This is a genomic window from Microbulbifer mixtoriginis (SeqCode), from assembly GCF_052466865.1.
Map to the genome: position 1 here is coordinate 1,633,745 of NZ_CP174293.1, position 25,078 is coordinate 1,658,822.

Genomic DNA, 25,078 nt, shown 5'->3' on the forward strand with positions numbered 1-25,078 from the left:
ATTTGTTTGTCCCGCTAGTTGAGCGTGCCCAGGGCACTTTACACTGTCCCTACTGCCCCCATTTTTAACCCCCTTTGTCGAAAACCGCTGCGTCGTATCTGTGCCTCCATGGTAGAAAGCAAAAAGAATAACAAGTGTTTAAGTGCTGGCTTGCCATTTACGGTTTAGTTGCGGCAGAAGTTTCGGGAATCAAATATGGCAATTTTGCAGAGGAATACGGCAACGGATGCTGTGCAGTTGCAAGCTGGTGATCAAGCGGGACAAAAATTTGCGCTGGTAGCTTTGACCTCACTGTTTTTTATGTGGGGATTTATTACCTGTTTGAACGATATCCTGATTCCCTATCTCAAGGGGATTTTTGAGCTGAATTATGCCCAGGCGATGCTGGTGCAATTCTGTTTTTTTGGGGCTTATTTTTTGGTTTCCCTGCCGGCGGGTAGTCTGGTGAGTAAGATTGGTTACCAAAAAGGTATCGTCACCGGCCTTACTATCGCGGTATTGGGTTGCTTACTATTTATTCCTGCGGAGCGCATGGAGGTCTATGGGCTTTTCCTAGGGGCCCTGTTTATTCTCGCTTCCGGTATCACTATCTTACAGGTATCGGCAAACCCCTATGTTGCCGCCTTGGGAAATGAGCGCACGGCACCCAGCCGACTAACCTTGACCCAGGGCTTTAATGCACTAGGTACCACCGTAGCCCCACAATTCGGTGCATTATTAATTCTCCCAGCTGCGGGAGTTGCCGTCGGTGCAGTCAGTGCCTCGGTGATCGAAGTGCCCTACCTGATTCTGGCGGCTACCCTAGCCGTGTTGGCCCTGGTTTTTGCGTTTTTGAACCTGCCGTCTATTGTCAGCAATACTTCACAGACCCCATCGGAGGTAGGTGAAGCTTCGGCCTGGAATTATCTCCATCTCGTATTAGGGGCGGTAGCGATTTTCGTTTATGTCGGCGCGGAAGTTTCTATCGGCAGTTTCCTGGTGAACTTTATTGCCGAAGACTCCATAGCAGGTCTCGACGAATCCGAGGCGGCCTTTTATATATCTCTCTATTGGGGTGGGGCCATGGTTGGGCGTTTTGCCGGTGCCTTGATTATGCGCTTTATTTCTGCTGGCAAAGTGCTCGCGATATGCTCTATCGGCTCCTGTGTACTGCTGTTGATTACTGTTACGGGTAGCGGCTATCTGGCGATGTGGGCGGTACTGGCTGTGGGTCTGTGCAACTCTATTATGTTCCCGACTATCTTTAGTTTGGCGCTGGCCAAGCTGGGTCCATCGACCAGTCAGGGCTCCGGAATCTTATGCCTGGCCATTGTAGGCGGTGCTATTGTGCCGTTGTTACAGGGGCTTCTGGCTGACCAAATTGGTATCCAATTGGCGTTCGTTCTGCCGATCTTCTGTTACCTCTATATTCTCTACTACGGTCTCTCAGGACACCGTACAGATAAACGCGCTTAAGTTTTCTTTTCTTCTCTTCTGAGCTCGTTTAGCCGGTATTTTTTGCCGGCTTTTTTTTGTAAAGAAAGGGGCTCTCTGTATTAACTGGATGGCGTGGATCAGATATTGCTTAGGTTGGTTATTTTGCTGGTATACCGGCGAGTCCCTGCCGGTATTGAGTGGCGTTGAAGGGCAAGCTGTTTAGGAGGCTTCTGAAGCTATGCGTCGGTTGGCTTCGAGAAATTCCTTGATCGGTAGGCGATAGTTACGGCTGACTTTGACTTTAGCGCCGCTCATTAAGGTGAGAAAGTACTCTCCTTTAGTTAGTACTTTGATGTGTACGATATAGTTGAGATTCACCAGGGTGGAGCGGTGAATACGCTTAAAATTATCCGGGCACAGCTGTTTTTGCAGGTCTTTGATGGTGCTGCGCATAACATGGGTTTCCCCTTTTACATGCACACACATGTAGTCACCGGCGGCATCTATCCACTCGATATCCTTCTGATTGACCATAGTAATACTGCCGCGATCCTTAATCGCCAGGCGATTGTTGATCACTGGGGTGCGAGTCTCAGAGGCTTGTCCCTTGGTTGAACTCATTTCCTCAATAGAGCGCAGCAGCCGGTTTTTTTCTTCCTGGTGGATGTCTTTTTTGCCGGCATGTGCCAATTGCAAGCGCTGGCGCGCGCGATCAAGGGCGGTTTCTAGGCGAGCGTTATCCAGGGGCTTTAAAACATAATCGACAGCGTGAACCTCAAAGGCTTTAAGGGCATATTCGTCGAAAGCGGTGGCGAATATTACCAGTGGCATGGTGTCGGCTTGTAGACGACTGACCACATCAAAGCCGTTCATCCCGGGCATTTGCACATCCAGAACCAATAGGTCTGGACTGTATTCAGATACGGCTTGCAACGCCTCGCGCCCATTGCGGCAGCAGGCGGCAATTTCTATATCCGGGAATTCCTCAAACATGCTTTGCAGCAGGCGCAGGGCTAGGGGTTCGTCGTCCACCAGCACGACAGTGAGTTTGTTCATTGGACTTCTCCCTGTGTTTTATTGGTGGGGTGCGTGGATTTTTCCAGCGGTATATCGATTCGTATCGACATGCCGCAATCAGGTTTTTCCTGTTGCTCTATACGGTAATTTTGTGGGTAGAGGCTGGAAAGTCGCTCCCGTACATTCTTCAGTCCAACACCGGTGGAACTTGCTTGGAAATTTCTCTCGCCGGCGCAGTCTTTGGAACAGCCTGAATCCTGTACCTCCAGCAGTAGGCGCTCACCGGTACTTTTCGCATGAATTCCGATGGTGCCTCCCATTTCATTGGGGGCGATGGCATATTTTACTGAATTCTCTACCAGTGGTTGTAGCAACATACTGGGTACCAGTGCTTGCCGGGCTGTTTCAGCGACATTGAGATCTACAGCCAAACGGTCAGCAAAGCGGGTTTTTTCAATCTCCAGATAGAGGAGTGCTGCTTTGACTTCCTGTTCAAGTTCTACTTTTTGCATAGGGCTCTCTTTTAGGGAGAGGCGCAGGAAATCACTGAGTCGTACAACCATTTCGCGGGCCTCATCGGCCTGTTGAAAGCGAATTAGAGCATTAATGGAATTTAGTGTATTGAACAAAAAGTGGGGATTGAGCTGATAGCGCAACATTTTAAGCTGGGCCTCATTAGCGATAGCCTCTGCCTGGAGTCTACGAAGTTGCTCGCGCTCGTTGTCCGCGGCCACTTCAAGCATTTTTTTGTGTTCCCCTTGCAGCAGTATGTGGTATTTAACCCCACAGTAAAGTGCACTCCAAAAAAGAAAGACAAAGAGGGAGGCATAATACCAGCCGCCGAATTCAGACCAGATGGAGTGCTCCCCGCTCAAGCGGATATAGGCCTCCATGCGCACCAGGGTCCAGATGCCGGAAATCACCGCAACGGCGAGTAGATAGATGACTGTGCGAACGGCCAGTTCAGAGTCCCAGGCGATATCAAAAATAGGTCTTAGGAATACCGAGAGAACAAAAGCCACAGCGCACTGGAAAATAGTATTTGCTGGCTCGAAGCTTGGCCACTCAGTGGGTGAATGCCAGAGAGTCAGGGAGAGGAATGTCACCAACAAAATGCCAATCCAGCTGACCAGCTGTAATTTCCAAAACCAGCGGGTCGAAGGAATTTCCGCAGTTGCATTCCAGTATTGACGGGTAGAGTACTGCATGATGTCCCGTATATTTAATTTTGTGAAAATGACGGGATAGACGCTCATCATCGCGTTCATTATTATCCGGAAGATATTACCTTGGCTTACCGGTGCCCGCCAGTGGGCCTGTGCGCTAGGATTCCAGCTTAGCCCTTATTTAGTCCTTTTTGTCGCTTTTCGGGGTGATTAGTCAAGTTACTTTCGGCAATCTGGACCCATAAGATAACTTTCATTGAGTGAAAGTGTTTTTTATTAAGGGTTATAAAAAATTGCACATTTTGTCCTTAATTTTCCGCTGGCGACTCAAAAGCGTTTAGGAAGAACAGTATAATCGCCAAGAAACGAGTTTGAAATTTGGGGATCGGTTTCCAATGCGCCAGATGTTGCCCGATTCGAGTCTTCACTCGAACGAAATGGCTGTTTGTGATTCAGATGCCCAGGCTCAAGAGGGGCGCTCTCCAGGGTATTTAAATCTTGCAGCGTTGACTTCGCTTTTCCTTCTGTGGGGTTTTATCACCGGGCTGAATGATGTTCTGGTGCCACATCTTAAAAATGTTTTTGAGCTGAGTTATACCCGCGCTGTCCTGGTACAGTTTTACTTTTTTGCAGCCTATTTTCTGGTTTCCGTTCCTGCTGGGTTGCTGTTGCGTAGAGTTGGTTATCAGTTGGGGTTGGTCTTTGGTTTATTAGTGGCTTGTGCTGGTTGCCTGGTTTTTATTCCTGCTGCGCGCCTGCAAATCTATGAAGTGTTTTTATTGGGGCTTTTTGTACTGGCTTCTGGTATTACAGTATTGCAGGTATCAGCAAATCCCTACGTTATTGCTTTGGGTAGTGCCAAAACGGCTCCAAGCCGTTTAAACCTAACCCAAGCATTTAACTCTCTGGGAACTACCTTGGCGCCGGTTGCCGGTGGTGCCGTTTTTTTTGCCGCGATTTCAATGGGCGCCGATCCCGATACGGCAACTAGTGTCGATGAATTTCGCGCTAGGGAGGCGGCCCTGGTGGAAAAACCCTATTTCTGGTTGGCGGTAGTGCTGTTGATGATGGTGGCTTTTTTCTCCTGGATTCGCCTGCCGGCGATCCCCGAACACTGCCTTTCACACAGTACAAACCCGTCTCGCAGTGAGACTTTTTCCATCTGGCGCTTTCCCAGGTTGACGCTGGGGGCAATTGGTATTTTTGCCTATGTAGGTGCCGAGGTGGCTATAGGAAGTTTCCTGGTTAGCTTCTTTAGTGAATCCTCTGTTGCTGAAATGCAGTTATTTGAAGCGGCAAAGTATGTTTCCTACTACTGGGGTGGCGCTATGGTAGGCCGCTTTGCTGGGGCTTTATTGCTGCGCTATGTCTCTGCGGGAAAAACACTGGCGGTGTGTTCGCTAGGTTCCGTAGTGCTTATCTTGGTGGCGATGCTCTCCTCTGGTTATCTGGCTGTATGGTCGATTGTCGCTGTGGGGATTTGCAACTCCATTATGTTTCCAACCATATTCAGCCTGGCGCTGCGAGGTTTGGGTCAGTACACCAGTCAGGGCAGCGGTATCCTGTGCATGGCCATTGTTGGCGGTGCGGTTATTCCATTGCTTCAGGGAATGCTCGCGGATGAAGCGGGTATTCAGATTTCTTTTTTAGTACCGCTGCTGTGCTACTGCTATATCGCTTATTACGGTGCTTTTTCTCCGACCCTGCGTGGCGCTGCGATGGAGTAGTGGGCAAAATCAGTTGAAACTTTGCACCAGGCTATTTTTTAAGTAGTCCGGCTAGAAAATGTTTTCCGCCTTGTCTGTGATTTAGCCCAATCCATCGGATTTCTATTGGCGCTCCTCGGCAAGTATTGCACTTTGCTCCGTTGATACCGTTGCGTGGAATACCTGAAATCCAATCGGGGCCTAATTGGCTGTGGCTGGAGTGTGGGATTTACACTGAAATAATAATATCTGTGTTACTCATTCTGGTAGCTATGGAATTGGTAGGACAGAAGGATTCGCGTGGGAAAACTTTGGGAGTTATCCGTGAAATTAAAAAAACGATTTTCACTGAGCTTAATGCTCTGTGTTTCGGCACTTGTTGGCTGTCAGCCGCAGGGGGAAGAAGTTCCGTCAAAAGAGGATAACTCCCAGATAAGCAGTGGCGGTAGCCTGGAAAACTGGCCGCTACTCGAGCCCGCGTTTCCACGCAGCGAAATGCTGGAAGCGCGTATTTCCGAAATTATGTCGCGCATGTCTTTGGAAGAGAAGGTGGGGCAAATGATTCAGGCGGAGATCCGCCACGTCACCCCTGAAGATGTTAAGAAATATCACTTAGGCTCTGTGCTAAATGGTGGGGGAGCCTTTCCAAACAACGATAAGTTTGCCACGCCTCAAGATTGGCTTGCGCTTTCCGATGCCTTTTTCAAGGCTTCCATGGACACTTCAGATGGCGGTGTTGCTATTCCCCTGATTTGGGGCTCCGATGCGGTGCACGGTCACAATAATGTTATTGGGGCAACTCTTTTTCCCCACAATATTGGCCTCGGGGCGGCGAAGGATGCTGAGCTGATCGAGCGTATTGGTCGCGCGACCGCCCGCGAGGTCGCTGTTACCGGTATCGACTGGACTTTTGCCCCCACTGTGGCGGTAGTGCGGGATGACCGCTGGGGACGCACTTATGAAAGTTATTCTGAAGATCCGGCTGTAGTGGCTGACTATGCGGAAGCCATGGTGAAAGGGTTGCAGGGTGGCAAGAACGAAGCCGATTTTCTGCGCGGGGAAAACCTGGTCGCCACGGCTAAGCATTTTGTCGGTGACGGTGGAACTACACGTGGAATCGACCGCGGGGATAACGCTGTGCCTGAAAAGGAGCTGGCAGAAGTACATGCGGCAGGTTACCTGACCGCTTTGCCCGCTGGTGTGCAAACGGTAATGGCTTCTTTTAATAGTTGGAATGGTGAGAAGCTGCATGGCCATCAATACTTGCTGACAGATGTCTTGAAGGAGCGTTTGGGTTTCGATGGATTTGTAGTCGGGGACTGGAATGGTCACAGTTTCGTACCGGGTTGCACTCTGGAAAGTTGTGCCGCGGCAATTAACGCCGGTCTGGACATGTTTATGGTGCCTGCGGATTGGAAGGCCCTCTACAACAATACCTTGGCTCAGGCGAAGAGCGGTGAAATCTCCACTGAGCGTTTGAATGATGCGGTGCGCCGCATACTGCGAGTGAAACTTCGCGCCGGCTTGTTCGAGCGTAATATGCCCCTAGCGGGCAAGGCTGGTATTCTCGGCAATGCCGAGCACCGCGCTATCGCCAGAGAGGCAGTGCGGAAGTCTTTGGTGTTAATGAAAAACAATGATCAATTGTTGCCGCTAACCGCGAAGCAGAATGTTCTAGTCGTCGGCGATGGGGCCGACAACCTCTCCAAACAAAGTGGTGGTTGGACAATATCCTGGCAGGGCACTGGTAATACCCGTGAAGATTTTCCCGGTGCTACTTCCATCTTTGAGGGCATCGCCGCAGCCGTAAAGAGCGTGGGTGGTGAAGCCATACTGAGTGAGGATGGAAGCTTTACCGATGCCAGCTTTGCCAATGGCAAGGCACCCCAGGTGGCTATTGCCATTTATGGTGAAGAACCCTACGCGGAATGGCATGGTGATATCACAAATCTGGAATACCAGCGCGGTAACAAGAAAGATCTGGCACTGTTGAAGAAATTGCGTGAACAGGAAATTCCAGTTGTCAGTGTTTTCCTGTCCGGTCGCCCGCTTTGGGTGAACAGTGAATTAAATGCATCGGATGCTTTTGTGGCCGCTTGGCTGCCGGGATCTGAGGGTGCTGGTGTGGCCGATGTATTATTCCGAGGTGCCAAAGGTGAGATTCGATACGATTTCACTGGTAAGTTGCCCTTTAGCTGGCCGATGTACACCAATCAAACGGTTTTGAATCCATACCACGAGCACTACGATCCCCTGTTTGCTTTGGGTTACGGCTTGAGTGTGAATGAGGAATCCCTGGTCAGCAACGACTTGCCTGAGACCAGCGAAAATATGGCTGCGGGTGGACTGGAGGATGCTTGGTTATTGGTTTCCCGTCCGCGCGCTCCCTGGGTATTGAATATTGCCGAGGACGGAGCCAAGGCTGTTCCAGTGAATGGCAACCGTGTGGCCAGTGGTGAGGATAACAATATCGTTGTGACTGCGATTGATATGTCTTCTCAAGAAGATGCGCGTTTGATCGAGTGGAAAGGTTTGCGCCCCGGTGCCGTGCAGTTGTCTGCGGAGTATATGCAGAACTTGGATATTTATTTGGAGGAGGGCTCAGCCTTGAGTCTGAATATTCGCGTTGATCAGAAGCTGCGTGAACCGTTACAAGCGGCGGTGACCTGTGGAGAGGGCTGTATTGCCAGAGTGCCGCTGCAAGCCACTCTGAAAACCATGCCGCTGAATAACTGGACCCGTCTCTCGGTGGACCTGCAATGCTTCGCCAAAGCTGGCGCTGACTTTAGCAAGGTTTTCAGTGCCTTCCGCTTGGAGAGTGAGGGGGTCGCAGCGATAGCCGTAGCCAATGTTCGATTGGTACCCGATGCGGCAGCTTCTGCTGATATTCGCTGTGCGGGTTAGTGACTTTTATCTCTAGCCGTTTTTGGTAATTAAATGCCCGGGTCTGTAAAAATTGAGGTCTGGGCTACACCTCTCTTTTAAGTGATTGAGTTGCTGAAGAGCTGTAGCTCTGCAATATCCCGCTTCCCGCTCAGAAGTCCATCAACTCAAGTTGCCAGCACCGGTATACTGTGTCGATCTCAGTTCCAGGGTATAGGCAGTGACCTCCAAATCCGCAACAAATTCTCTACCGCAACTTATAAAGTCTTTGATGCAGCGCCACCCGGCTCTGGGACAGCTATGGGTTGGATTTTCTGGTGGCTTGGATTCCACTGTCTTGCTGCATCTTCTCAACCAGAATGGTATCCCCGTTAAGGCAGTGCATGTGCACCACGGCCTAAGTAGTAATGCAGAGCGCTGGCTTGGCCACTGCGAAGCTGTTGCCCGTGAGCTGCAAGTGCCTTTTGTTGCGGTGCGTGTGCAAGTCGATAGAAGCGGTGGTGGGATAGAGCAAGGGGCGCGTAAGGCTCGCTACAAGGCTTTTGATTCGGTGATGTCCTCCGGTGATCAAATTTTGCTCGGTCACCATGGGGATGATCAGGCAGAAACCTTTCTATATAGACTAATGCGGGGAGCGGGCGTCCTTGGGCTTTCGGGTATGGCGGAGAGTCGGCCGTTGGGTGAGGGTAAATCCTTACTTCGCCCTTTGTTGTCAGTGGGGCGCCGTGAGCTGGAAGCCTGGGCCCTTGAACACGGGCTCAGCTGGATTGAGGATGAGAGTAATGCTGATGAGGCTTTTGAGCGCAACTATTTACGCCGACAGGTCATGCCTGTTTTATCCACCCGTTGGTCGGCACGGCAGAGTATTCAGCGGGCTGCAGATAATCTTAGGGAATCTGCATTACTGCTAGAGGAGTTGGCGCTTGCTGACTTGCAGATCTGTGATATCAGGCGAGAGAGGTTAGGGGAGAGTCTCTTTTTAGCGACGTTCACGAATTTAAGTATTGCGCGGCGCAAAAATCTACTGCGCGGTTGGGTGTTGCTGCAGGGTGGTATGGCACCTGAATCCGTGGTTCTGCAAGAAGCTTTGGTGCAAATTGAGAAAGCGAGTGCGGATGCCCAAGTGGAAGTACGACTGGGTGGGTGTGTAGTGCGACGCTTTCAGCAGCGCCTCTATCTGACCCCTGTCATGGAGCCCTTTTCTACCACCGAAGAAAGCCTTCAATGGGATGGCGTGTCAGTACTACTGTTGCCCAGAGGTGGTGTACTGGAATCGGTGCAGGGTTGGCCCCAGGGGGTATATGAAGTGAAATACCGCCGGGGCGGTGAGCGCGTCCAGCCTCTCGACCGACTTCGCTCCCAGACTCTCAAGAAGGTGTTGCAGGAGAGGGCGTTGGAACCCTGGCTGCGAGACCGGATACCGCTCGTGTATCTGGATGGAGAGCTGGTGGCAGTTGCCGATTTATTCTGCTGTAAGGCGGGCTGCTCCACTTTGCCAGTAGCACCTTCGGTGAAACCGCCCAGCTGGCGGTTTTTCGATTGAGCAGAGAGGGGTTTTCTGCTACCCTGGCGCCCCGTCTCAAAGGCACCGGGAGAAGCTGGATTATCCGCCCGGGCCAGCCCTGTAAGCTCGACATTCATCGAGCGCTCAACTGACCAAGGTTTTGCATGACGCGCTATATTTTTGTAACTGGTGGCGTGGTTTCCTCGTTGGGGAAAGGTATCGCCTCCGCCTCTTTGGCCGCCATTCTCGAGGCTCGTGGCCTCAAGGTTACCATCCTCAAACTGGACCCCTACATCAACGTAGACCCGGGTACCATGAGCCCCTTCCAGCACGGTGAGGTGTATGTCACCGAGGATGGTGCCGAGACTGACCTGGACCTGGGTCACTACGAACGCTTTATCCGTACCCGGATGTCCAAGCGTAACAACTTCACCACCGGCCGCGTGTACGAGACCGTACTGCGCAAAGAGCGCCGTGGTGACTACCTGGGTGGCACCGTACAGGTGATCCCCCATATTACCGATGAGATCAAGCGCCGCGTTGTAGAAGGTGGCCGCGATGTCGACGTCGCTATTGTTGAAATCGGTGGCACTGTAGGTGATATCGAATCCCAACCGTTCCTGGAATCTGTGCGTCAGCTGCGTGTGGAAATGGGCACCAATCGCGCCCTGTTGATCCACCTGAGCTATGTGCCTTTTCTTGCCACTGCTGGGGAAACCAAGACCAAGCCGACTCAGCACTCTGTTAAAGAGTTGCGTTCTATCGGCTTGCAGCCGGATATTCTGCTGTGCCGTTCCGAGCGCGAGATCGATGAGGACTCCCGCCGCAAGATCGCACTGTTTACCAATGTTGAAGAGCGCGCTGTTGTACCGCTGCCCGATGCCAAGACCATCTACGGCGTACCGCGTCTTCTGCACAGTTACGGTCTTGACGATATCGTTGTGGAAAAACTGCAGCTGGAATGCCAAGCACCAGACCTTTCCGAGTGGGACGAAGTGGTCGATGGCAAGCTAAACCCGCAGCACGAAGTGAAAATTGCCATGGTTGGCAAATACATGGAGTTGCTGGATGCCTATAAGTCCCTGATCGAGTCCCTGACCCACGCGGGAATCAAGCACCGCTGCAAAGTGGATATCGACTTTATCAACGCTGAAGACGTTGAGGGTGAGAACGGCATTGACCTGATCAAGGATGCCGATGCAATCCTGGTTCCCGGTGGATTTGGTGAGCGCGGTTTAGAGGGCAAGCTTGAATCTGTTCGCTACGCTCGTGAAAACAATATTCCTTACCTGGGCATCTGCCTCGGTTTACAGTCTGTGGTTATCGAGTTCGCGCGCAATGTGCTTGGCCTCGAAGGTGCCAACAGTACTGAATTTAATACCAAAACCCCGCACCCTGTTATCGGCCTGATCACTGAGTGGATCGATAGCGAAGGCAATATCGAGAAGCGCGACGAGCAGTCCGACCTGGGTGGCACCATGCGTTTGGGCGGCCAGGAGTGTCGCTTGGCTAAAGACACCAAGGCTCGCGATATTTACGGTGCAGACGTCATTGTAGAGCGCCACCGCCACCGCTACGAAGTTAATAACAACTACGTTGATCGCCTGCAGCAGGCCGGTTTGAAAATTGGCGGCTGGTCTGCAGACGATACCCTGGTAGAAATGGTTGAATTGCCGAACCATCCCTGGTTCGTTGCTTGCCAGTTCCACCCGGAATTTACTTCAACCCCGCGCGACGGCCATCCGCTGTTCGAAAGCTTTGTTGCCGCCGCAATGAAGCAGCGTGAAAACCAGGGTTAATCAGTAATCCGCCCCCCGGTCTCTGTGACTGGGGGTGAGATGACAGGGAGCTGACAGTGAAAACAATTGAAGTCGGAAATATTCAGGTCGCCAACGATAAGCCCTTTGTGCTTTTTGGCGGTATGAATGTACTGGAATCCCGCGACCTGGCGATGCAGGTGGCTGAGCACTATGTAAAAGTCACTGAAAAACTGGGTATTCCCTATGTTTTTAAAGCGTCTTTTGACAAGGCCAATCGCTCTTCCATCAACTCCTATCGCGGACCGGGAATGGAAGAAGGCCTGAAGATTTTTCAGGAAATCAAAGATACCTTTAAGGTTCCCTTGATTACTGATGTCCACGAAGTACATCAGGCTGCTCCGGTTGCCGAAGTCGTGGATATTATCCAGCTGCCGGCCTTCCTGGCCCGCCAGACTGATCTGGTCGCCGCTATGGCAGCAACTGGTGCTGTGATCAACGTCAAAAAGCCCCAGTTTATGAGCCCGCCGCAAGTTAAAAATGTGGTGGAGAAATTTGCTGAGTGCGGCAACGAAAATATTCTTTTGTGTGAGCGCGGTGCCTGTTTTGGCTACGACAACCTGGTTGTTGATATGTTGGGCTTTAGCACCATGATCAATGCCTCCGGTGGTGCGCCGCTGATTTTTGACGTCACCCACTCACTGCAAATGCGCGATCCTTCCGGCGCAGCCTCCGGTGGTCGCCGTGCACAGGTCACTGAGCTGGGCCGCGCAGGTTTGGCTATCGGGATTGCCGGCCTGTTCCTGGAAGCACATCCGAATCCAGACAAAGCATTGTGTGATGGCCCCAGTGCATTGCCACTGGAGAAGCTGGAACCATTCCTCGCACAGATGAAAGCTGTGGATGATTTAATCAAAGGCTTTGCGCCTCTGGATACTGAATAAAAGTAAGAAATACATAGCGCGCGCCCTTTTTGGGCGCTTGGTACTTATTCTGTAGCTATTATTTATGGAAGCTACGATTAGAGATTCTCACAAAAAACTGTGAGAAAAAGTTTCACAAGAGTAAGAACCCTTAACTGTTGTGTGCAGCTATTGGTAAATTTCTTTCAGTAATTACCTTTTTAATAAGTAACAAGTTTAGTTAGTACTAATACGGAGCCCATTGTTAATGAGCAAGATTGTCGCTGTTAAAGCCTACGAAGTGCTGGATTCCCGCGGTAACCCTACCGTCGAAGCCGATGTAATCCTGGAAGACGGTTCCATTGGCTCTGCTTGCGCTCCTTCTGGCGCCTCCACTGGTTCTCGTGAAGCTCTGGAATTGCGCGATGGTGATAAGAGTCGTTACCTGGGCAAAGGCGTATTGAAAGCTGTTGAGAATATCAACACGACTATCGCCGATCTGTTGAAAGGTATGGATGCTACCGATCAACGCGCTTTGGATAAGGCGATGATCGATGCCGACGGTACTGAAAACAAAGCTAATCTGGGCGCTAATGCTATTTTGGCGGTTTCACTGGCGGCCGCTAAAGCCGCTGCAGCTTCCAAAAAAATCCCCCTGTATCAGCACATTGCTGAGGTAAACGGCACTCCGGGTGAATACTCCATGCCGGTTCCGATGATGAATATCCTCAACGGTGGTGAGCACGCCGATAACAATGTGGATATCCAGGAATTTATGGTTCAGCCCGTTAAAGCTGAATCTTTTGCCGAAGCCCTGCGCCAGGGTGCTGAGATCTTCCACTCCCTGAAAAAAGTACTGTCCAGCAACAGCCTGAATACGGCAGTTGGCGATGAAGGTGGTTTTGCTCCGAACTTACCATCCAACGAAGCCGCTCTGAAGGTCATTGCAGAAGCGGTAGAAAAGGCCGGTTACACCTTGGGTGATGACATTACCCTGGCTCTGGACTGTGCTTCTTCCGAGTTCTACAAAGATGGCAAGTACGATTTGGCTGGCGAAGGCAAGCAGTTCGACAGCGAAGGTTTCGCCAGCTATTTGGCTGAGTTGTCCGCCAACTATCCGATCCTGTCTATCGAAGACGGTATGGACGAGAGCGATTGGGACGGCTGGAAAATTCTCACCGACAAGATAGGTGAAAAAGTACAGCTGGTAGGCGATGATTTGTTCGTAACCAACACCAAGATACTAAAAGAAGGTATCGAGAAAGGCGTGGGTAACTCTATCCTGATCAAGTTCAACCAGATCGGCTCTTTGTCCGAAACTCTGGACGCGATTAAGATGGCAAAAGATGCAGGTTACACCGCTGTAATCTCTCACCGCTCTGGTGAAACCGAAGACACCACCATTGCTGACCTGGCTGTAGCTACCGCTGCTGGCCAAATCAAAACCGGCTCCCTGTGTCGCTCCGACCGCGTAGCTAAGTACAATCGTCTGCTGCGTATTGAAGCTGAGCTGAACGGTTCCGCTCCTTACCGTGGCCGTGCTGAATTCAAATAATCAATATTTGAATCGCACATTGGTATTGCAGAGGGATTCCTCTGCAATACCTATAATACGAACAAGCGAAATATCGTAATCTCGTATGAAATGGCTTCTGGGAATTCTTACCTTTATTCTGCTTGCCACTCAGTATCGTCTCTGGGTTGGTGATGGCAGTTTCGCCGAAGTTACCCGTCTCAAACGACAGCTTGCTCAGCAACAGGAAAAAAATGCAGCTTTAGCGCGGGAAAATCGCCAGTTGTTGAGAGAAGTACGAAGCCTGAAAGTGGGCACTGATGGTGTCGAAGCCAAGGCACGCTATGATTTGGGATTGATTAAGGAAGGGGAAACCCTGTTTATCTTCCTGGACTCGGAAGAGGCTAAAAAGTGATTACAGATTATTGGGTGGTTGTGCCCGCTGCGGGTGTTGGTAAACGCATGGGAGCCGATCGCCCCAAGCAGTATTTACCATTACTGGGGCGCCCTTTATTGTCCCTAACCCTGCGGAATATTTTAAGTTGGCCGGGACTTGCTGGTGTTGTTGTGGCCCTATCAAAGGATGATGAATTTTTCCCGCACTTGAAAGAAGCCTCTCACCCATTAATGCACACTGTAATTGGTGGCGCTGAGCGAGCGGATTCTGTCCTCTCAGCCCTGGAATTTCTCGCTCAACGGGAACATGGCGACACCCCAGTGCTTGTACATGATGCCGCTCGGCCATGTGTTGCAATGGAAGACATTAGTGCATTGTTGCACAGCCAGGTTGCACAGACCGCGCTGTTGGCGCGTCAGGCCAGCGATACTGTAAAGAGAGGGTCTGAGATAAGCGGTGTTCAATGTGTTGAACAAACCCTGGATCGCAAACAGATATGGCTTGCGCAGACCCCTCAGCGAGCGCCTCTTGCACTACTTCGCTCCTGCCTCAGTCAAGCATTGCAGCAAGGTGAAGCTGTTACAGATGAGGCAAGTGCGTTGGAAATTTTTGGTCACTCTCCGCAACTTGTTGAAGGTCGGAGTGACAATATCAAAGTGACCCACCCCACCGATATCGTAATGGCAGAGACCATTTTACGTCTACGCTACGCTCCCACCGAGGATTATCGATAGTGAGTTTTAGAATTGGCCAGGGCTTTGACGTGCATGCGTTTGGCCCTGGCGATCATGTTGTGCTTGGTGGAGCAAAAATTCCCCATAGCTTTGGTTTAAAAGCCCATTCCGATGGGGACGTGTTATTGCATGCACTTTGCGATGCGCTTCTTGGTGCTTTGGCTCTCGGTGATATCGGTCATCATTTCCCCGATACGGATGAGCGTTTTAGTGGCGCGGATAGTCGCGCCCTTTTGCAACATGTTATGACCCTAATTAAGGAAAGGGGATATCGCCTGGTGAATGCTGATACCACTCTCATTGCGCAGGCTCCCAAGATGGCTCCTCATATAGAAACCATGCGCGGCTATATTGCTGCGGATTGCGGTGTGGATATCGCCGATATTAGTGTGAAAGCAACGACTACGGAGAAGCTTGGCTTTACCGGGCGGAGTGAAGGAATTGCGGTCCAGGCCACTGTTTTACTTGAGCGATATGATGTCTGAAGTCTGGAATCTAAATTGGCCCCGCGCTTTGGGTAGGGCGGCAATCTCTGCTGATTTTCGTACTGTTGCGGAAGATTTTGTTGTCGATGAGATGGCTTTTCCCGAACCTACAGAGGACGGGGAGCATGTGTACCTGCATATTAAGAAGCGGGGGGCCAATACTGTCTGGGTGGCAAAACAGCTAGCCAAACTCGCCGGAGTGCGCCCTCTGGATGTCAGCTACTTTGGGTTGAAGGATCGACATGCCGTAACCACGCAGTGGTTTAGTGTTTGGCTCGGACAGAAGCCAGAGGCAGATTGGTCGCAGATCAATAGTGAAGAAGTTTCACTTCTGAGGTTTTTTCGAGGCGGCCGTAAACTACGTCGCGGGGAGCATGTAGGCAATCGGTTTAAAATTCGCCTGCGCAATGTAAGCGGTGATCGAGCGGCTGCGGAAGAGGTGCTTAAACAGATAGGCGGCGGAGTGCCAAATTACTTCGGTGAGCAGCGCTTTGGTATCGATGGCGGCAACCTGGACCTGGCGCGTCACCTGGCGGAAGAAGAGGGACGCTGTCGTAAGAATGAAAAGGCCTTTGCCATGTCGGCTGCGCGCAGTTGGCTGTTTAATCAGGTATTGGCAGAAAGAATCACTCAAGGCTGCTGGCAGCAAAGTATTGAGGGTGAGCCACAAAGTGAGCCCAGTGGTCCTTTGTGGGGGCGCGGTAGAAACCTCGCCACAGGTCCTCAAGGCGAATTGGAGCAGCAAGTACTAGAGAAGTGGCTGAGCTGGTGTAACTGGCTGGAACATTGCGGGCTCAAGCAAGAGCGAAGATCATTGGCCCTACGTCCAGAGGCTTTTCGTTTTGAGTGGCAGTCTGATGACCTCCTCTTGGAATTTGCGTTGCCGCCTGGGGCATTCGCAACAGCCTTGCTAAGGGAGGTGGCACAGCTGGTCAATGTGAACTCGGACACATAAAATTTGTGGTTGAAAGCGAGAGTTATACAGGGGATGGAATAAAAGCTTATGGACCGCTTGAGACACGAAGGCTTGGGAATGACCTCCCAGCGAACTCGCAATCGCCTGATCCAACGCTTGAGGGATGAGGGCATTAGCAATGAAGAAGTCCTCGATGTGATGGCTTCAACCCCCAGGCACCTTTTTCTGGATGAAGCCCTGGCGATCCGCGCCTATGAGGATACAGCTCTGCCAATTGGCTATGGCCAGACAATATCCCAACCTTACATTGTTGCCCGCATGACAGAGTTGCTGCTGAGCAGGGCCAAATCCCTGCATAGGGTTTTAGAAGTTGGTACGGGTTCCGGCTACCAAACCGCAATTCTTTCTAGGCTGGTTGAACAACTTTTTTCTGTTGAGCGTGTCGAACCCTTGCTCGATAAGGCCCGCCAGCGTCTTAACGAGTTGGGATATCAGAATATTGAATACAATCTCAGTAGTGGTGGTTTTGGCTGGCCGGAAAAAGGGCCTTATGATGCAATCCTGGCAGCAGCGGCTCCCTCAACGGTTCCCGATGAACTCAAGCAACAGTTGGGACCAAATGGCGTGCTGGTTATTCCTGTGGGTTCGGAGCAACAGCACCTGATGATGATCTCTCGTCGCCAGGATACCGATCAGTTCGATGTGGAAAAGCTAGAAGCAGTGCGGTTTGTGCCGCTGCTTAGTGGTGTGGTTCGATGAAATTTAGAGAGCTCTTTAAGAGCCGGTACCCGGGTGTAGTGCTGCGTGGTATGGGAATGGGTGCTGCAGATGTTGTTCCGGGGGTTTCCGGGGGGACCATTGCTTTTATTACAGGGATCTACCAGGAGTTACTCGACTCTTTGAGCCGGATAGGACCTCACTGTATTACGATAATGCGGGAGGAAGGGCTATCAGCGACTTGGAAGCACATCAATGGCAGCTTCCTGTTATCCCTGTTTTTAGGGGTGTTGATCAGTATCTTCAGCCTGGCGAGGATTATTAGCGGCCTTTTGGAGCAATATCCTATTCTCGTCTGGTCTTTCTTTTTTGGCCTAGTGCTGGCTTCTACCTTCCCTATTCTTCGCAATATCCCCAGGTGGTCTCTTTCGACAGCGGTCTTTCTCTTTCTAGGCATCGCGCTGGCAGTTGTTGTCAGTGAGCTTCGCCCTGGGGACATCCCAGCTACGCCACTTACTTTATTTTTATCTGGAGCATTGGCAATTTGTGCCATGGCTTTGCCCGGAATTTCAGGTGCCTTTATCCTGCTTATGATTGGGATTTATCCCAAGGTGCTCACTGCAGTACATGAGCTGCAATTGTCGAATTTATTGTACTTTGCGGTTGGGGCCGCTCTGGGGTTAATGCTTTTTAGCCGATTGCTTTCCTGGTTGATGCACAAATATGTCGCTCGCACATTGGCTTTTCTTGCAGGGATCTTATTAGGTAGCCTGAAAATAATTTGGCCCTGGAAGCTACCAATCAATGGTGCCGAAACTGTTTCCAGTAAGCTTGCGCCATTACTCGCCAATACATCCCCGTCGAACTTTATGGCCCAGACAGGTGAGAATGCGAATCTGGGGCCTGCGATTATTGCCGCTTTGGTTGCTGCGGTACTGGTTCTCGCGGTGGACTATTTCGGAGGGGGGCATCGAGGTAAATCCTACGCCACACCGCAATAAGATCTGGAATATCTCGGTATGGCAGCTTTTTATGAAGCTTTTCCAATGATTTTTAGAGCTTTTCTTTAGACACTTTTTCCATAAATGCCGTGGTCTGATGTAAAAAGAGAATAATGGAATGTCATCTTTTACGACAAGTTGAGGCCCATTTTTGGCGGAACAATAAGCTTAATATTGGTCATTTTTTGACTTTGATGTTAAAAATATTAGGCGTCTGTGTCGTGGCTATAGCCCTGGTTTCCTGTGCTGGCCACAGAGCACCGAGTAGTTCCCTAAATCAGCCTCCAAGTATCCGTCTCAATCATCATACTGTGAGCCGCGGGGATACCCTGTATTCTATTGCCTGGCGTTACGGTCAGGATTTCCGCAAGCTGGCGGCTATCAATGGCATTAAGCCTCCCTATAATATTTATCCCGGCCAACGCTTACTGTTGAATGGTAAAGTGCCGCGTCAAGTCGCCTCAAGCTCCCCTGTAGCCAGAAAAAAAACTGTGGCTAAGCCTGTGCCCACAAAAAAAGCTATTCCCGCCAAGAATAAAAAATCTTTAACGAGAAGCTCTACGCGCCAGAAGCCTCAAAGTAAGCGAACAGGGGCGATTCACTGGCGTTGGCCTGTCCGTGGACAAGTCATCAGTAAGTTCCGCTCTGGAGACCCCTTGCGGAAGGGTGTTGATATCGCCGGTGAAAAGGGAGAATCTGTATCGGCAGCAGCTGATGGCACTGTTATCTACGCTGGCAGTGCACTGAGAGGGTATGGAAAACTGCTGATCGTTAAGCACAGCGATGTTTACTTGAGTGCTTATGCCCACAATCACCGACTGCTGGTGAAAGAGGGTAGTAAGGTCAAAGCTGGACAACGGATAGCGGAACTGGGTTCGAGTGGTACCAACCGCGACAAGCTCCACTTTGAAATACGAAAAAACGGTCAGCCAGTGGACCCTCTCGCGTATCTGCCTTAAGTCGGGAGAGTGCTCTAAAGCTCTGCAAATAAAAATGGACTTTTAACTAATACCACTTGGGGTGGTCACAGCAATCGTGGCGACCAAATGGTCAAGCCGATTCTGTGGCTGTCGCACATGTGTACTTGATTGGTCGTTTTTTAGACCGATTCTGGTCTCATGCTATGCGGTTGATATTGGCAAAGTACAAGGAGCAGGGGAAATGGAAGCACAACGGCAAGACCAGTCCATGACTGGCCAGGCAGAAGACTTTCCTCCTGAGTTGGCGGTAGAGAATGATGAGCAGAAACTAAATTCCGAAAAAGGTAAAAGTAGTGGCCGTACGCGGAGAAATGCGGCAAAAAATAACTCCGTTTCCTCCCCCACAGAGAAGAGTCGGGTTAGCAGGTTGGATGGCGATGGCCATTTACAGAAGAACCTGGATGCCACCCAGCTCTATCTCAATGAAATAGGCTTTTCCCCCCTACTGACCGCTGAAGAAGAGGTTTATTACGCACGCAAGGCCTTGCGTGGTGATGCTGCATCAAGAAAGCGTATGATCGAGAGTAACCTACGCCTTGTTGTAAAAATCGCCCGTCGCTACGTTAGTCGTGGCCTCGCATTGTTAGACCTAATCGAAGAGGGCAACTTGGGGTTAATTCGCGCTGTTGAGAAGTTTGATCCGGAGCGAGGTTTCCGCTTTTCTACTTATGCTACTTGGTGGATACGTCAGACAATAGAACGAGCCATTATGAATCAGACTCGCACTATTCGCCTGCCAATCCATGTAGTAAAAGAGTTAAATGTGTATCTTCGAGCATCTCGTGAGCTTGCACAGAAGCTGGATCACGAGCCATCTGCAGAAGAGATTGCTAACTTGTTAGAGAAGCCTGTAGAGGACGTCGAACGGATGCTGGGGCTCAATGAGAGAGTCACCTCCGTAGATACCCCTATAGGCCCTTCTTCCGAGAAGACGTTGGTTGATACTATACCCGACCAGCAGGAGTCTGATCCGGCAGAACTCCTTCAGGATAGCGACCTTTTCGATAGCATTAATCGCTGGCTTGGTGAGCTTCCCGACAAGCAGTGTGAAGTTGTTTCCAGGCGCTTCGGATTACGTGGATTTGAGGCGAGCACCCTAGAAGAAGTTGGGCGTGAGATTGGTCTCACTCGTGAACGGGTTCGCCAAATCCAAGTTGATGCACTGAAACGTTTAAGGGAAGTGATGGAAAAGCAGGGACTTGACGGGCAATCCCTGTTTGGAAATCTCTAATTTTGGCCCCTAAATAGGGAGGCCCCATGAAAGGTGTGTTTCGTGGGGCTTCCTCAAACTAACTGTGATAGCGATGTAATACGTCACAGTTTCCGTTTTTCTAATCCAAGAGCGCTTATTTTCTCACCCAGCGACCAAGGTTGTCCTGGTAGTACTCCCCATGGGATAGGCGGGCCTCTAGTTTCTCGGCAGCACGTGCCGCAACTTGGGCAATATCGACATTGTGGCTTTTGGCTATCTCGGTATAGGCCTGCTTACGTTCCGCATTTATTTTTTTTACCAGCTTCTCCAGTTCAGGCGAACTGGCGTCCACAATAGCGATATAGCCACTGTTTGCTTCTCCCACTAACCCTTGCTTTTTGGCCTCTTCTAAGGAAATCGCCATTGCGGGTAACGCCATTATCAAGCCCAGAACTAATAGAGCTTTCTTTACCATACTCATATTCTATCTCCTCAGAAAATGCCTTCCTTGTCGTCAAACAGGTTTTCAAGATCCTTGTCCACTTTGACCCGGATTTCATGTTCAATCTTAACATTCAGGTTTACAGTAATTGGCTCGCTGGGGGCCTTCACTGCTACAGTAGGTGTGCAACCTATAGCAATCAAAGTGTACAGTACTCCTAAAAGAATCAGCCGGCTGGCCCTCATCTGATACTCCTTATGGTGCCACTTAGGCGCCTTTTATTTGTTGCATCTTCAGCAGTTACGTCAAAAATCAGGCCAGGTTCGCCAACTGCGTCGGGAGTGACCACATTTGGCAATTGTAATGGCTCTACCTTAACCCGCTCTGAATTAGTCGACCTTATGCACTAGTGGGGAGAGCCTACTGTACTAGCAACCTATTGGTCCAGCTGCTTTTCTAACGCAGTTGTCAGGTCACGGCTGGCCTGTAACGAGCGCAACATTGCAGGAATATTATTCTCAAGGTTGAGGTTAATAATCAGGTCTCTTTCTGAATCCATCGATTCACTACGCCCGACAAGTTTTAAGTTGAGTAATAGGTCTCCACTGGGAGGATATTGCAAATTGCCTTCCAGGGTGCGGAAGTCATAGTCTTCAAGGGCATTTGAGATCAGTTTCAGTTGGGGATTGCCCTTGAGCATCTGCTGAGAAAATGCACCATAATATCTTAGCTCTCCGCCAGGCTCGACTGCTTCCAAATGACCATTTTTAACGGTAATCCCTTGGGGGCCTGTGGTAATAGGTATGGTTAAGTTTAGACGTCCTTTGGCCTTGAAACTTTCCGATTCGGTTTCTTGAGCTAGCTTTTCAAGAGATACATGCTCTGCGTACAAGGTACTGTTGCGCTCTATATTATCCAGATTCCAATACAAAGCTTCGGAAGACAGTTTTCCATCAAGAAACTCTGCAGAAAAATCGTTTAGGATAAGATCTTGTGTTTTATTTACAGACAGAGAAAAGGACAAATTATTTAGAGGTAATCCTGCGTTGATGGATTCTATAGTCAGAGGCTGTGGTTTAGATGTAAACCATTTTCCTCTATGAGTTTCCACCAGAACATTCCCATTAACTCCTGCAGCGAAGCTACTATCGTAGATCGCAGCGATATTAGTTAAACTTATGTCGATAGTATCAGTTGATTGACGAGGCCATGATATAGCGCCATTGGCAGAAAGCCCCCCAGAAACGATATCTAAAGGTAAGCCTTGGAAAACCTTACTGAGGGGTGCTGCGGAATTGAACTCAACATATGGCAGTGAAAATTGAAAAGCGCCAACTGCTAACTCGATATCATGATGCAAACTTGAGGTGAGTTGTAAATTACCGGCCTTAACTTGGCTTTGTCCCTCAAGCTTACTCCCGTCCAGGGAGAGAGAGCCAGTAAGAGAAGTCTCAAGGGTATAATTTTCAGGGGTAACGACCTTAAGTCTGTTACTACTAAAGTCACTGCTGAACTGTGTGCTATCTCTTGAAGATATTACTTTTATATTATTCAGATCTAGTGTTCCAGATAAAGTCGCATGCTCACTAGAGAGATTGCTAAAATGGTTGCTTGATTTTTCAATAATGCAACTTTTGATACCTGATAAAATTTCACAGCTGACTTTAGGTGCTATAAGTTCCGCTTCCCTAATCTTGAATTCTTTAGCTTTCAGCTCTCCAAGTGAGGCTTTAACTTGTTCCAGTTTTAAATTCTGAATGTCGCCATCTTCCTGGAAGTGAATGGTAGATGAAATATCCACTTTTCTGAGAACAGCACCCGCGGGCATATCAATTATTACAGGAGATTTGGCCTCGAACTTAAACCTGCACTCGGTAAAATTTTTGATGTTGCACTGAATGTGTTCAATTTTTGAAGAGGCTGAATTAGGGGTGTTTTTGGCTTTTAGCTGAGTGACAATTAATCCATCGTGAATTTGTAAGTTGAAGGAGTTGGATTCCGAGGGGCTCCCGGTAATATGAATGTTCTTCTTAACTTCGGCTTGAATTTGATTATGATTTAACCCGCTGGTGAGTAAGGGAGACTCTTCTTTCAGACCGGTTATTTCTGCATCAAACAGTAAATTGCTTTTTGGTAAGATAGTTAGACGAATTTGCTCAAGCCAGTTTTTATTTATAGATGATGTTTCGGTAAAATTTAAGTGAGCCTCACTTTGAAAGCTGAGATATCCTTTGGGATTGGTAATTTCGAGTGAAGGAAAGTAATTCTTAGTCAAAAGGGGCTTGATTAGTGGTTCTGCGCCAGCCAGATCGACAGAGCCCTTCAATTGGAACTTAGGGTTGGGTATTAGATCGCTATATTCGAACCTAAGATTTGCCAAAAGATTTTTGCTGCCAGAATCTTTTAGTGTTGAAACCTCAATTGAGCCAGAACCAGTGACGGACTCTAACTGAATAGGATTTAGAGTCTTTAGTTTGAGTTCTATGGGTGACTGAGTTGACAAGTGAGCTTGTATCTTTTTATTGGAAGATTCAATGGGTAAGCTCAATCCCAGGTTATCACTCTCAACTTTAAATAGAATATCCCGATAGTTTGCCTTGGATAAGATTTCGTCTGGAATGAAGGCGCGAGCATTAATCAGTATATTCCCACTGGCTCTCATCCCATCTACAGGGGTTTCGGCCAATACTTCAGAGATGTTTAGAATCGACTCAATGGAATTTAGGTTTGATGATGCACTCGCATCTAGTTTCCATTGATTTTTATGGGTTTTGGATATATCTATTTCCAGTCGAGAAGGTTCTTTAATTAAGTCAGAGCTTATTTCTGTAACTGTAGTAATGTCGCTTGAAGTCAAATTGGCTTTAAGTGAAAGTTCGTGATTTCCGGTTTTGATTGAGCTGAAAGGTGTTTGTATATGGATCTCTGTATTATGCCGGTTAATTTTCAGTGGGCCAGCCTTCAAATCATCACCAAATTCAATTTCTCTTACGAATACTGATCCAGGTATAAAGCTTATTATATTCTGAGTTAAATTACTTAAGGTGAGAGCGTTTTCTTTAGAGGGTATCTTTTCGGTTTTGTTAGGTTTGCTTGATGTAGAGTTTTTTATTTTAGAGTATGTGAGTTTGCCAATTGATAGCTCAATCTTTTGCGTATTATCCCGATCAAAAATAATATGAAAAGGATAGAGTATTTTAACCTTGTTCAGGATAAGGCTATTTTTTCGGTTGGACTGAAGGCGGACTTGTTCGATAGAAGCTTCCTTGATGCCTAATTTCAATCCGGATAATTGCTGAATAACAACTTCGCCTGCAAATAGGTTGATCATCTGAGAGACAACAATATCTTTTTTCCACCAACTACCAACTAGAGAGGTAGCTAAGAGTACTGTAGTCACAATGATAAGAATACGGGGTTTTCGCACTTTAAAACTCTTAACTTATAGAGTGGAGGTGATTTCGTATAATCGCTAAAAACTGTAGCAGTCATGTAACGGGTTAATAGCGTCTTTTGCAGATCTGTAACAAGATATCTTATCAGACTGTCAGGATAATACTTTGTGAGATTTAGATTATTGACTACAAAGATGGTTCACTTGCCCACCAAAATGAGAAATGAATATTGGGTCATAAGGTGTAAGCCACTCTGTCCTGCAGCAGTTTTAGGTGTCATTGCATCTGTTATTATTCTCCGGCTTTGGGGGTAAAAGCCAGAAAGCAACAGGTTTAGCCATGCAGTCCCATTCGAATGAAGTATTAAGGCTGTATTGGGCTTTGATAGCAATGCAGATACCTCATGAGGGAGGGGTATCTTGACCTGCAACACCTGGAATCTTTTGTAGGCTCACTCAGTGATTAAGGTGCATGTTAAATAGTTTGAGGCTATCAGTAAGAGCCTTATAATTGCTTTTGCTGTGAAGGTCCTCACGTACGATAGGGGGTAGTCCGCACGTGGTTAGAGTTGCTGTCCAGGCTGAAATCTGCCACAGGAGTGGCGGGCGGGTAACTAGAAGTTTTCATTGATTAGAAGATAGCCGATCAGTTTACCCCTACTAAACCACTGCCTCTGTCAATGGACCAACAAACAGTCCAAGAACCCCATTCTTATCAAACTAAAAATATAAGATTTTTAGTCGGTGATTGGTGGAGAGAGGCTTAAATAGCTAAAAAATTGACCATCCGCTAGAGGGATAAACACGGCGATGATTCTGGGTGGGTATTGAATCTGTTTAGGAGGCGTTGCTTGAGCTGTGCAAAATTAGCCTAATTTGTGATTGGTAAACGGGGGATGGATCTTAGAGATATTCAAGATTAGAAGAGGTATTATCTATTTATGTTTTCTTTAGCC

20 protein-coding genes are annotated in these 25,078 nt (G+C 49.0%); 15 read left to right on the forward strand and 5 right to left on the reverse strand.

Annotated elements, in window-relative coordinates; genetic code table 11:
* Positions 1 to 195: 195 nt before the first annotated feature.
* Positions 196 to 1,455, forward strand: coding sequence for a sugar MFS transporter (locus tag ACJJJA_RS07335; protein WP_444904165.1), 1,260 nt, complete (start codon positions 196 to 198; stop codon positions 1,453 to 1,455).
* A gap of 180 nt (positions 1,456 to 1,635) precedes the next feature.
* On the opposite strand, the gene ACJJJA_RS07340 is transcribed toward ACJJJA_RS07335, so the two are convergent.
* Positions 1,636 to 2,472 carry a LytR/AlgR family response regulator transcription factor gene (locus ACJJJA_RS07340; protein WP_444904166.1) on the reverse strand — a complete coding sequence of 279 codons (837 nt, stop codon included), beginning with the start codon at positions 2,470 to 2,472 and terminating at the stop codon, positions 1,636 to 1,638.
* Positions 2,469 to 3,641, reverse strand: coding sequence for a sensor histidine kinase (locus tag ACJJJA_RS07345; protein WP_444904167.1), 1,173 nt, complete (start codon positions 3,639 to 3,641; stop codon positions 2,469 to 2,471). Before ACJJJA_RS07345 ends, ACJJJA_RS07340 begins: the two co-directional genes overlap by 4 nt.
* Positions 3,642 to 3,994: 353 nt before the next feature.
* On the opposite strand from ACJJJA_RS07345, the gene ACJJJA_RS07350 reads away from it, so the two are divergent.
* The 14 genes from ACJJJA_RS07350 (at position 3,995) to rpoS (ending at position 20,325) form a co-directional block, all read left to right on the forward strand.
* Positions 3,995 to 5,326 (forward strand): sugar MFS transporter, encoded by a 1,332-nt coding sequence (locus ACJJJA_RS07350; protein ID WP_444904168.1) that lies wholly within the window; start codon positions 3,995 to 3,997, stop codon positions 5,324 to 5,326.
* Positions 5,327 to 5,662: 336 nt separating this feature from the next.
* A complete protein-coding gene (locus ACJJJA_RS07355) occupies positions 5,663 to 8,209 on the forward strand; it encodes a glycoside hydrolase family 3 protein (RefSeq protein ID WP_444905233.1) in 2,547 nt (848 codons plus the stop codon).
* 199 nt (positions 8,210 to 8,408) lie between these two features.
* Positions 8,409 to 9,731, forward strand: coding sequence for a tRNA lysidine(34) synthetase TilS (gene tilS / locus ACJJJA_RS07360; RefSeq protein ID WP_444904169.1), 1,323 nt, complete (start codon positions 8,409 to 8,411; stop codon positions 9,729 to 9,731).
* 125 nt (positions 9,732 to 9,856) lie between these two features.
* Positions 9,857 to 11,491, forward strand: coding sequence for a CTP synthase (pyrG, locus tag ACJJJA_RS07365; protein WP_252085084.1), 1,635 nt, complete (start codon positions 9,857 to 9,859; stop codon positions 11,489 to 11,491).
* Between the two features lie 56 nt (positions 11,492 to 11,547).
* Positions 11,548 to 12,393 (forward strand): 3-deoxy-8-phosphooctulonate synthase, encoded by an 846-nt coding sequence (kdsA, locus tag ACJJJA_RS07370; protein WP_444888391.1) that lies wholly within the window; start codon positions 11,548 to 11,550, stop codon positions 12,391 to 12,393.
* A 226-nt stretch (positions 12,394 to 12,619) separates the two neighbouring features.
* Entirely contained in the window at positions 12,620 to 13,906 is a 1,287-nt protein-coding gene (gene eno / locus ACJJJA_RS07375; protein WP_444888392.1) for a phosphopyruvate hydratase, read from the forward strand.
* Between the two features lie 85 nt (positions 13,907 to 13,991).
* Positions 13,992 to 14,279 (forward strand): septum formation initiator family protein, encoded by a 288-nt coding sequence (locus ACJJJA_RS07380; RefSeq protein ID WP_444898761.1) that lies wholly within the window; start codon positions 13,992 to 13,994, stop codon positions 14,277 to 14,279.
* Positions 14,276 to 14,995 carry a 2-C-methyl-D-erythritol 4-phosphate cytidylyltransferase gene (ispD, locus tag ACJJJA_RS07385; protein WP_252085087.1) on the forward strand — a complete coding sequence of 240 codons (720 nt, stop codon included), beginning with the start codon at positions 14,276 to 14,278 and terminating at the stop codon, positions 14,993 to 14,995. Before ACJJJA_RS07380 ends, ispD begins: the two co-directional genes overlap by 4 nt.
* The gene (gene ispF, locus ACJJJA_RS07390; RefSeq protein ID WP_444904170.1) at positions 14,995 to 15,480 is read left to right on the forward strand and encodes a 2-C-methyl-D-erythritol 2,4-cyclodiphosphate synthase; all 486 of its coding nucleotides are present in this window, start codon (positions 14,995 to 14,997) and stop codon (positions 15,478 to 15,480) included. Before ispD ends, ispF begins: the two co-directional genes overlap by 1 nt.
* Positions 15,470 to 16,435 carry a tRNA pseudouridine(13) synthase TruD gene (gene truD / locus ACJJJA_RS07395; RefSeq protein WP_444904171.1) on the forward strand — a complete coding sequence of 322 codons (966 nt, stop codon included), beginning with the start codon at positions 15,470 to 15,472 and terminating at the stop codon, positions 16,433 to 16,435. The genes ispF and truD overlap by 11 nt, the downstream gene beginning before the upstream one ends.
* A gap of 48 nt (positions 16,436 to 16,483) precedes the next feature.
* Entirely contained in the window at positions 16,484 to 17,155 is a 672-nt protein-coding gene (locus ACJJJA_RS07400; protein WP_444885658.1) for a protein-L-isoaspartate(D-aspartate) O-methyltransferase, read from the forward strand.
* Positions 17,152 to 18,114, forward strand: a complete 963-nt coding sequence (locus tag ACJJJA_RS07405; RefSeq protein WP_444904172.1) for a DUF368 domain-containing protein — start codon at positions 17,152 to 17,154, stop codon at positions 18,112 to 18,114. The genes ACJJJA_RS07400 and ACJJJA_RS07405 overlap by 4 nt, the downstream gene beginning before the upstream one ends.
* 221 nt (positions 18,115 to 18,335) lie before the next feature.
* A complete protein-coding gene (locus tag ACJJJA_RS07410; RefSeq protein ID WP_444904173.1) occupies positions 18,336 to 19,073 on the forward strand; it encodes a peptidoglycan DD-metalloendopeptidase family protein in 738 nt (245 codons plus the stop codon).
* A gap of 202 nt (positions 19,074 to 19,275) precedes the next feature.
* On the forward strand, positions 19,276 to 20,325 hold the full coding sequence (gene rpoS, locus ACJJJA_RS07415) for an RNA polymerase sigma factor RpoS (RefSeq protein ID WP_252085093.1): 1,050 nt from the start codon (positions 19,276 to 19,278) through the stop codon (positions 20,323 to 20,325).
* A 115-nt stretch (positions 20,326 to 20,440) separates the two neighbouring features.
* Here rpoS and ACJJJA_RS07420 read toward each other — a convergent pair whose 3' ends face one another.
* The 3 genes from ACJJJA_RS07420 to ACJJJA_RS07430 form a co-directional block, all read right to left on the reverse strand.
* Entirely contained in the window at positions 20,441 to 20,767 is a 327-nt protein-coding gene (locus tag ACJJJA_RS07420; RefSeq protein ID WP_444904174.1) for a YdbL family probable chaperone protein, read from the reverse strand.
* Between the two features lie 11 nt (positions 20,768 to 20,778).
* Complete coding sequence (locus ACJJJA_RS07425; RefSeq protein WP_252085095.1) at positions 20,779 to 20,973, reverse strand: YnbE family lipoprotein; 195 nt, start codon at positions 20,971 to 20,973, stop codon at positions 20,779 to 20,781.
* Between the two features lie 191 nt (positions 20,974 to 21,164).
* Entirely contained in the window at positions 21,165 to 24,155 is a 2,991-nt protein-coding gene (locus ACJJJA_RS07430; RefSeq protein ID WP_444904175.1) for an intermembrane phospholipid transport protein YdbH family protein, read from the reverse strand.
* Positions 24,156 to 25,078: the final 923 nt, after the last annotated feature.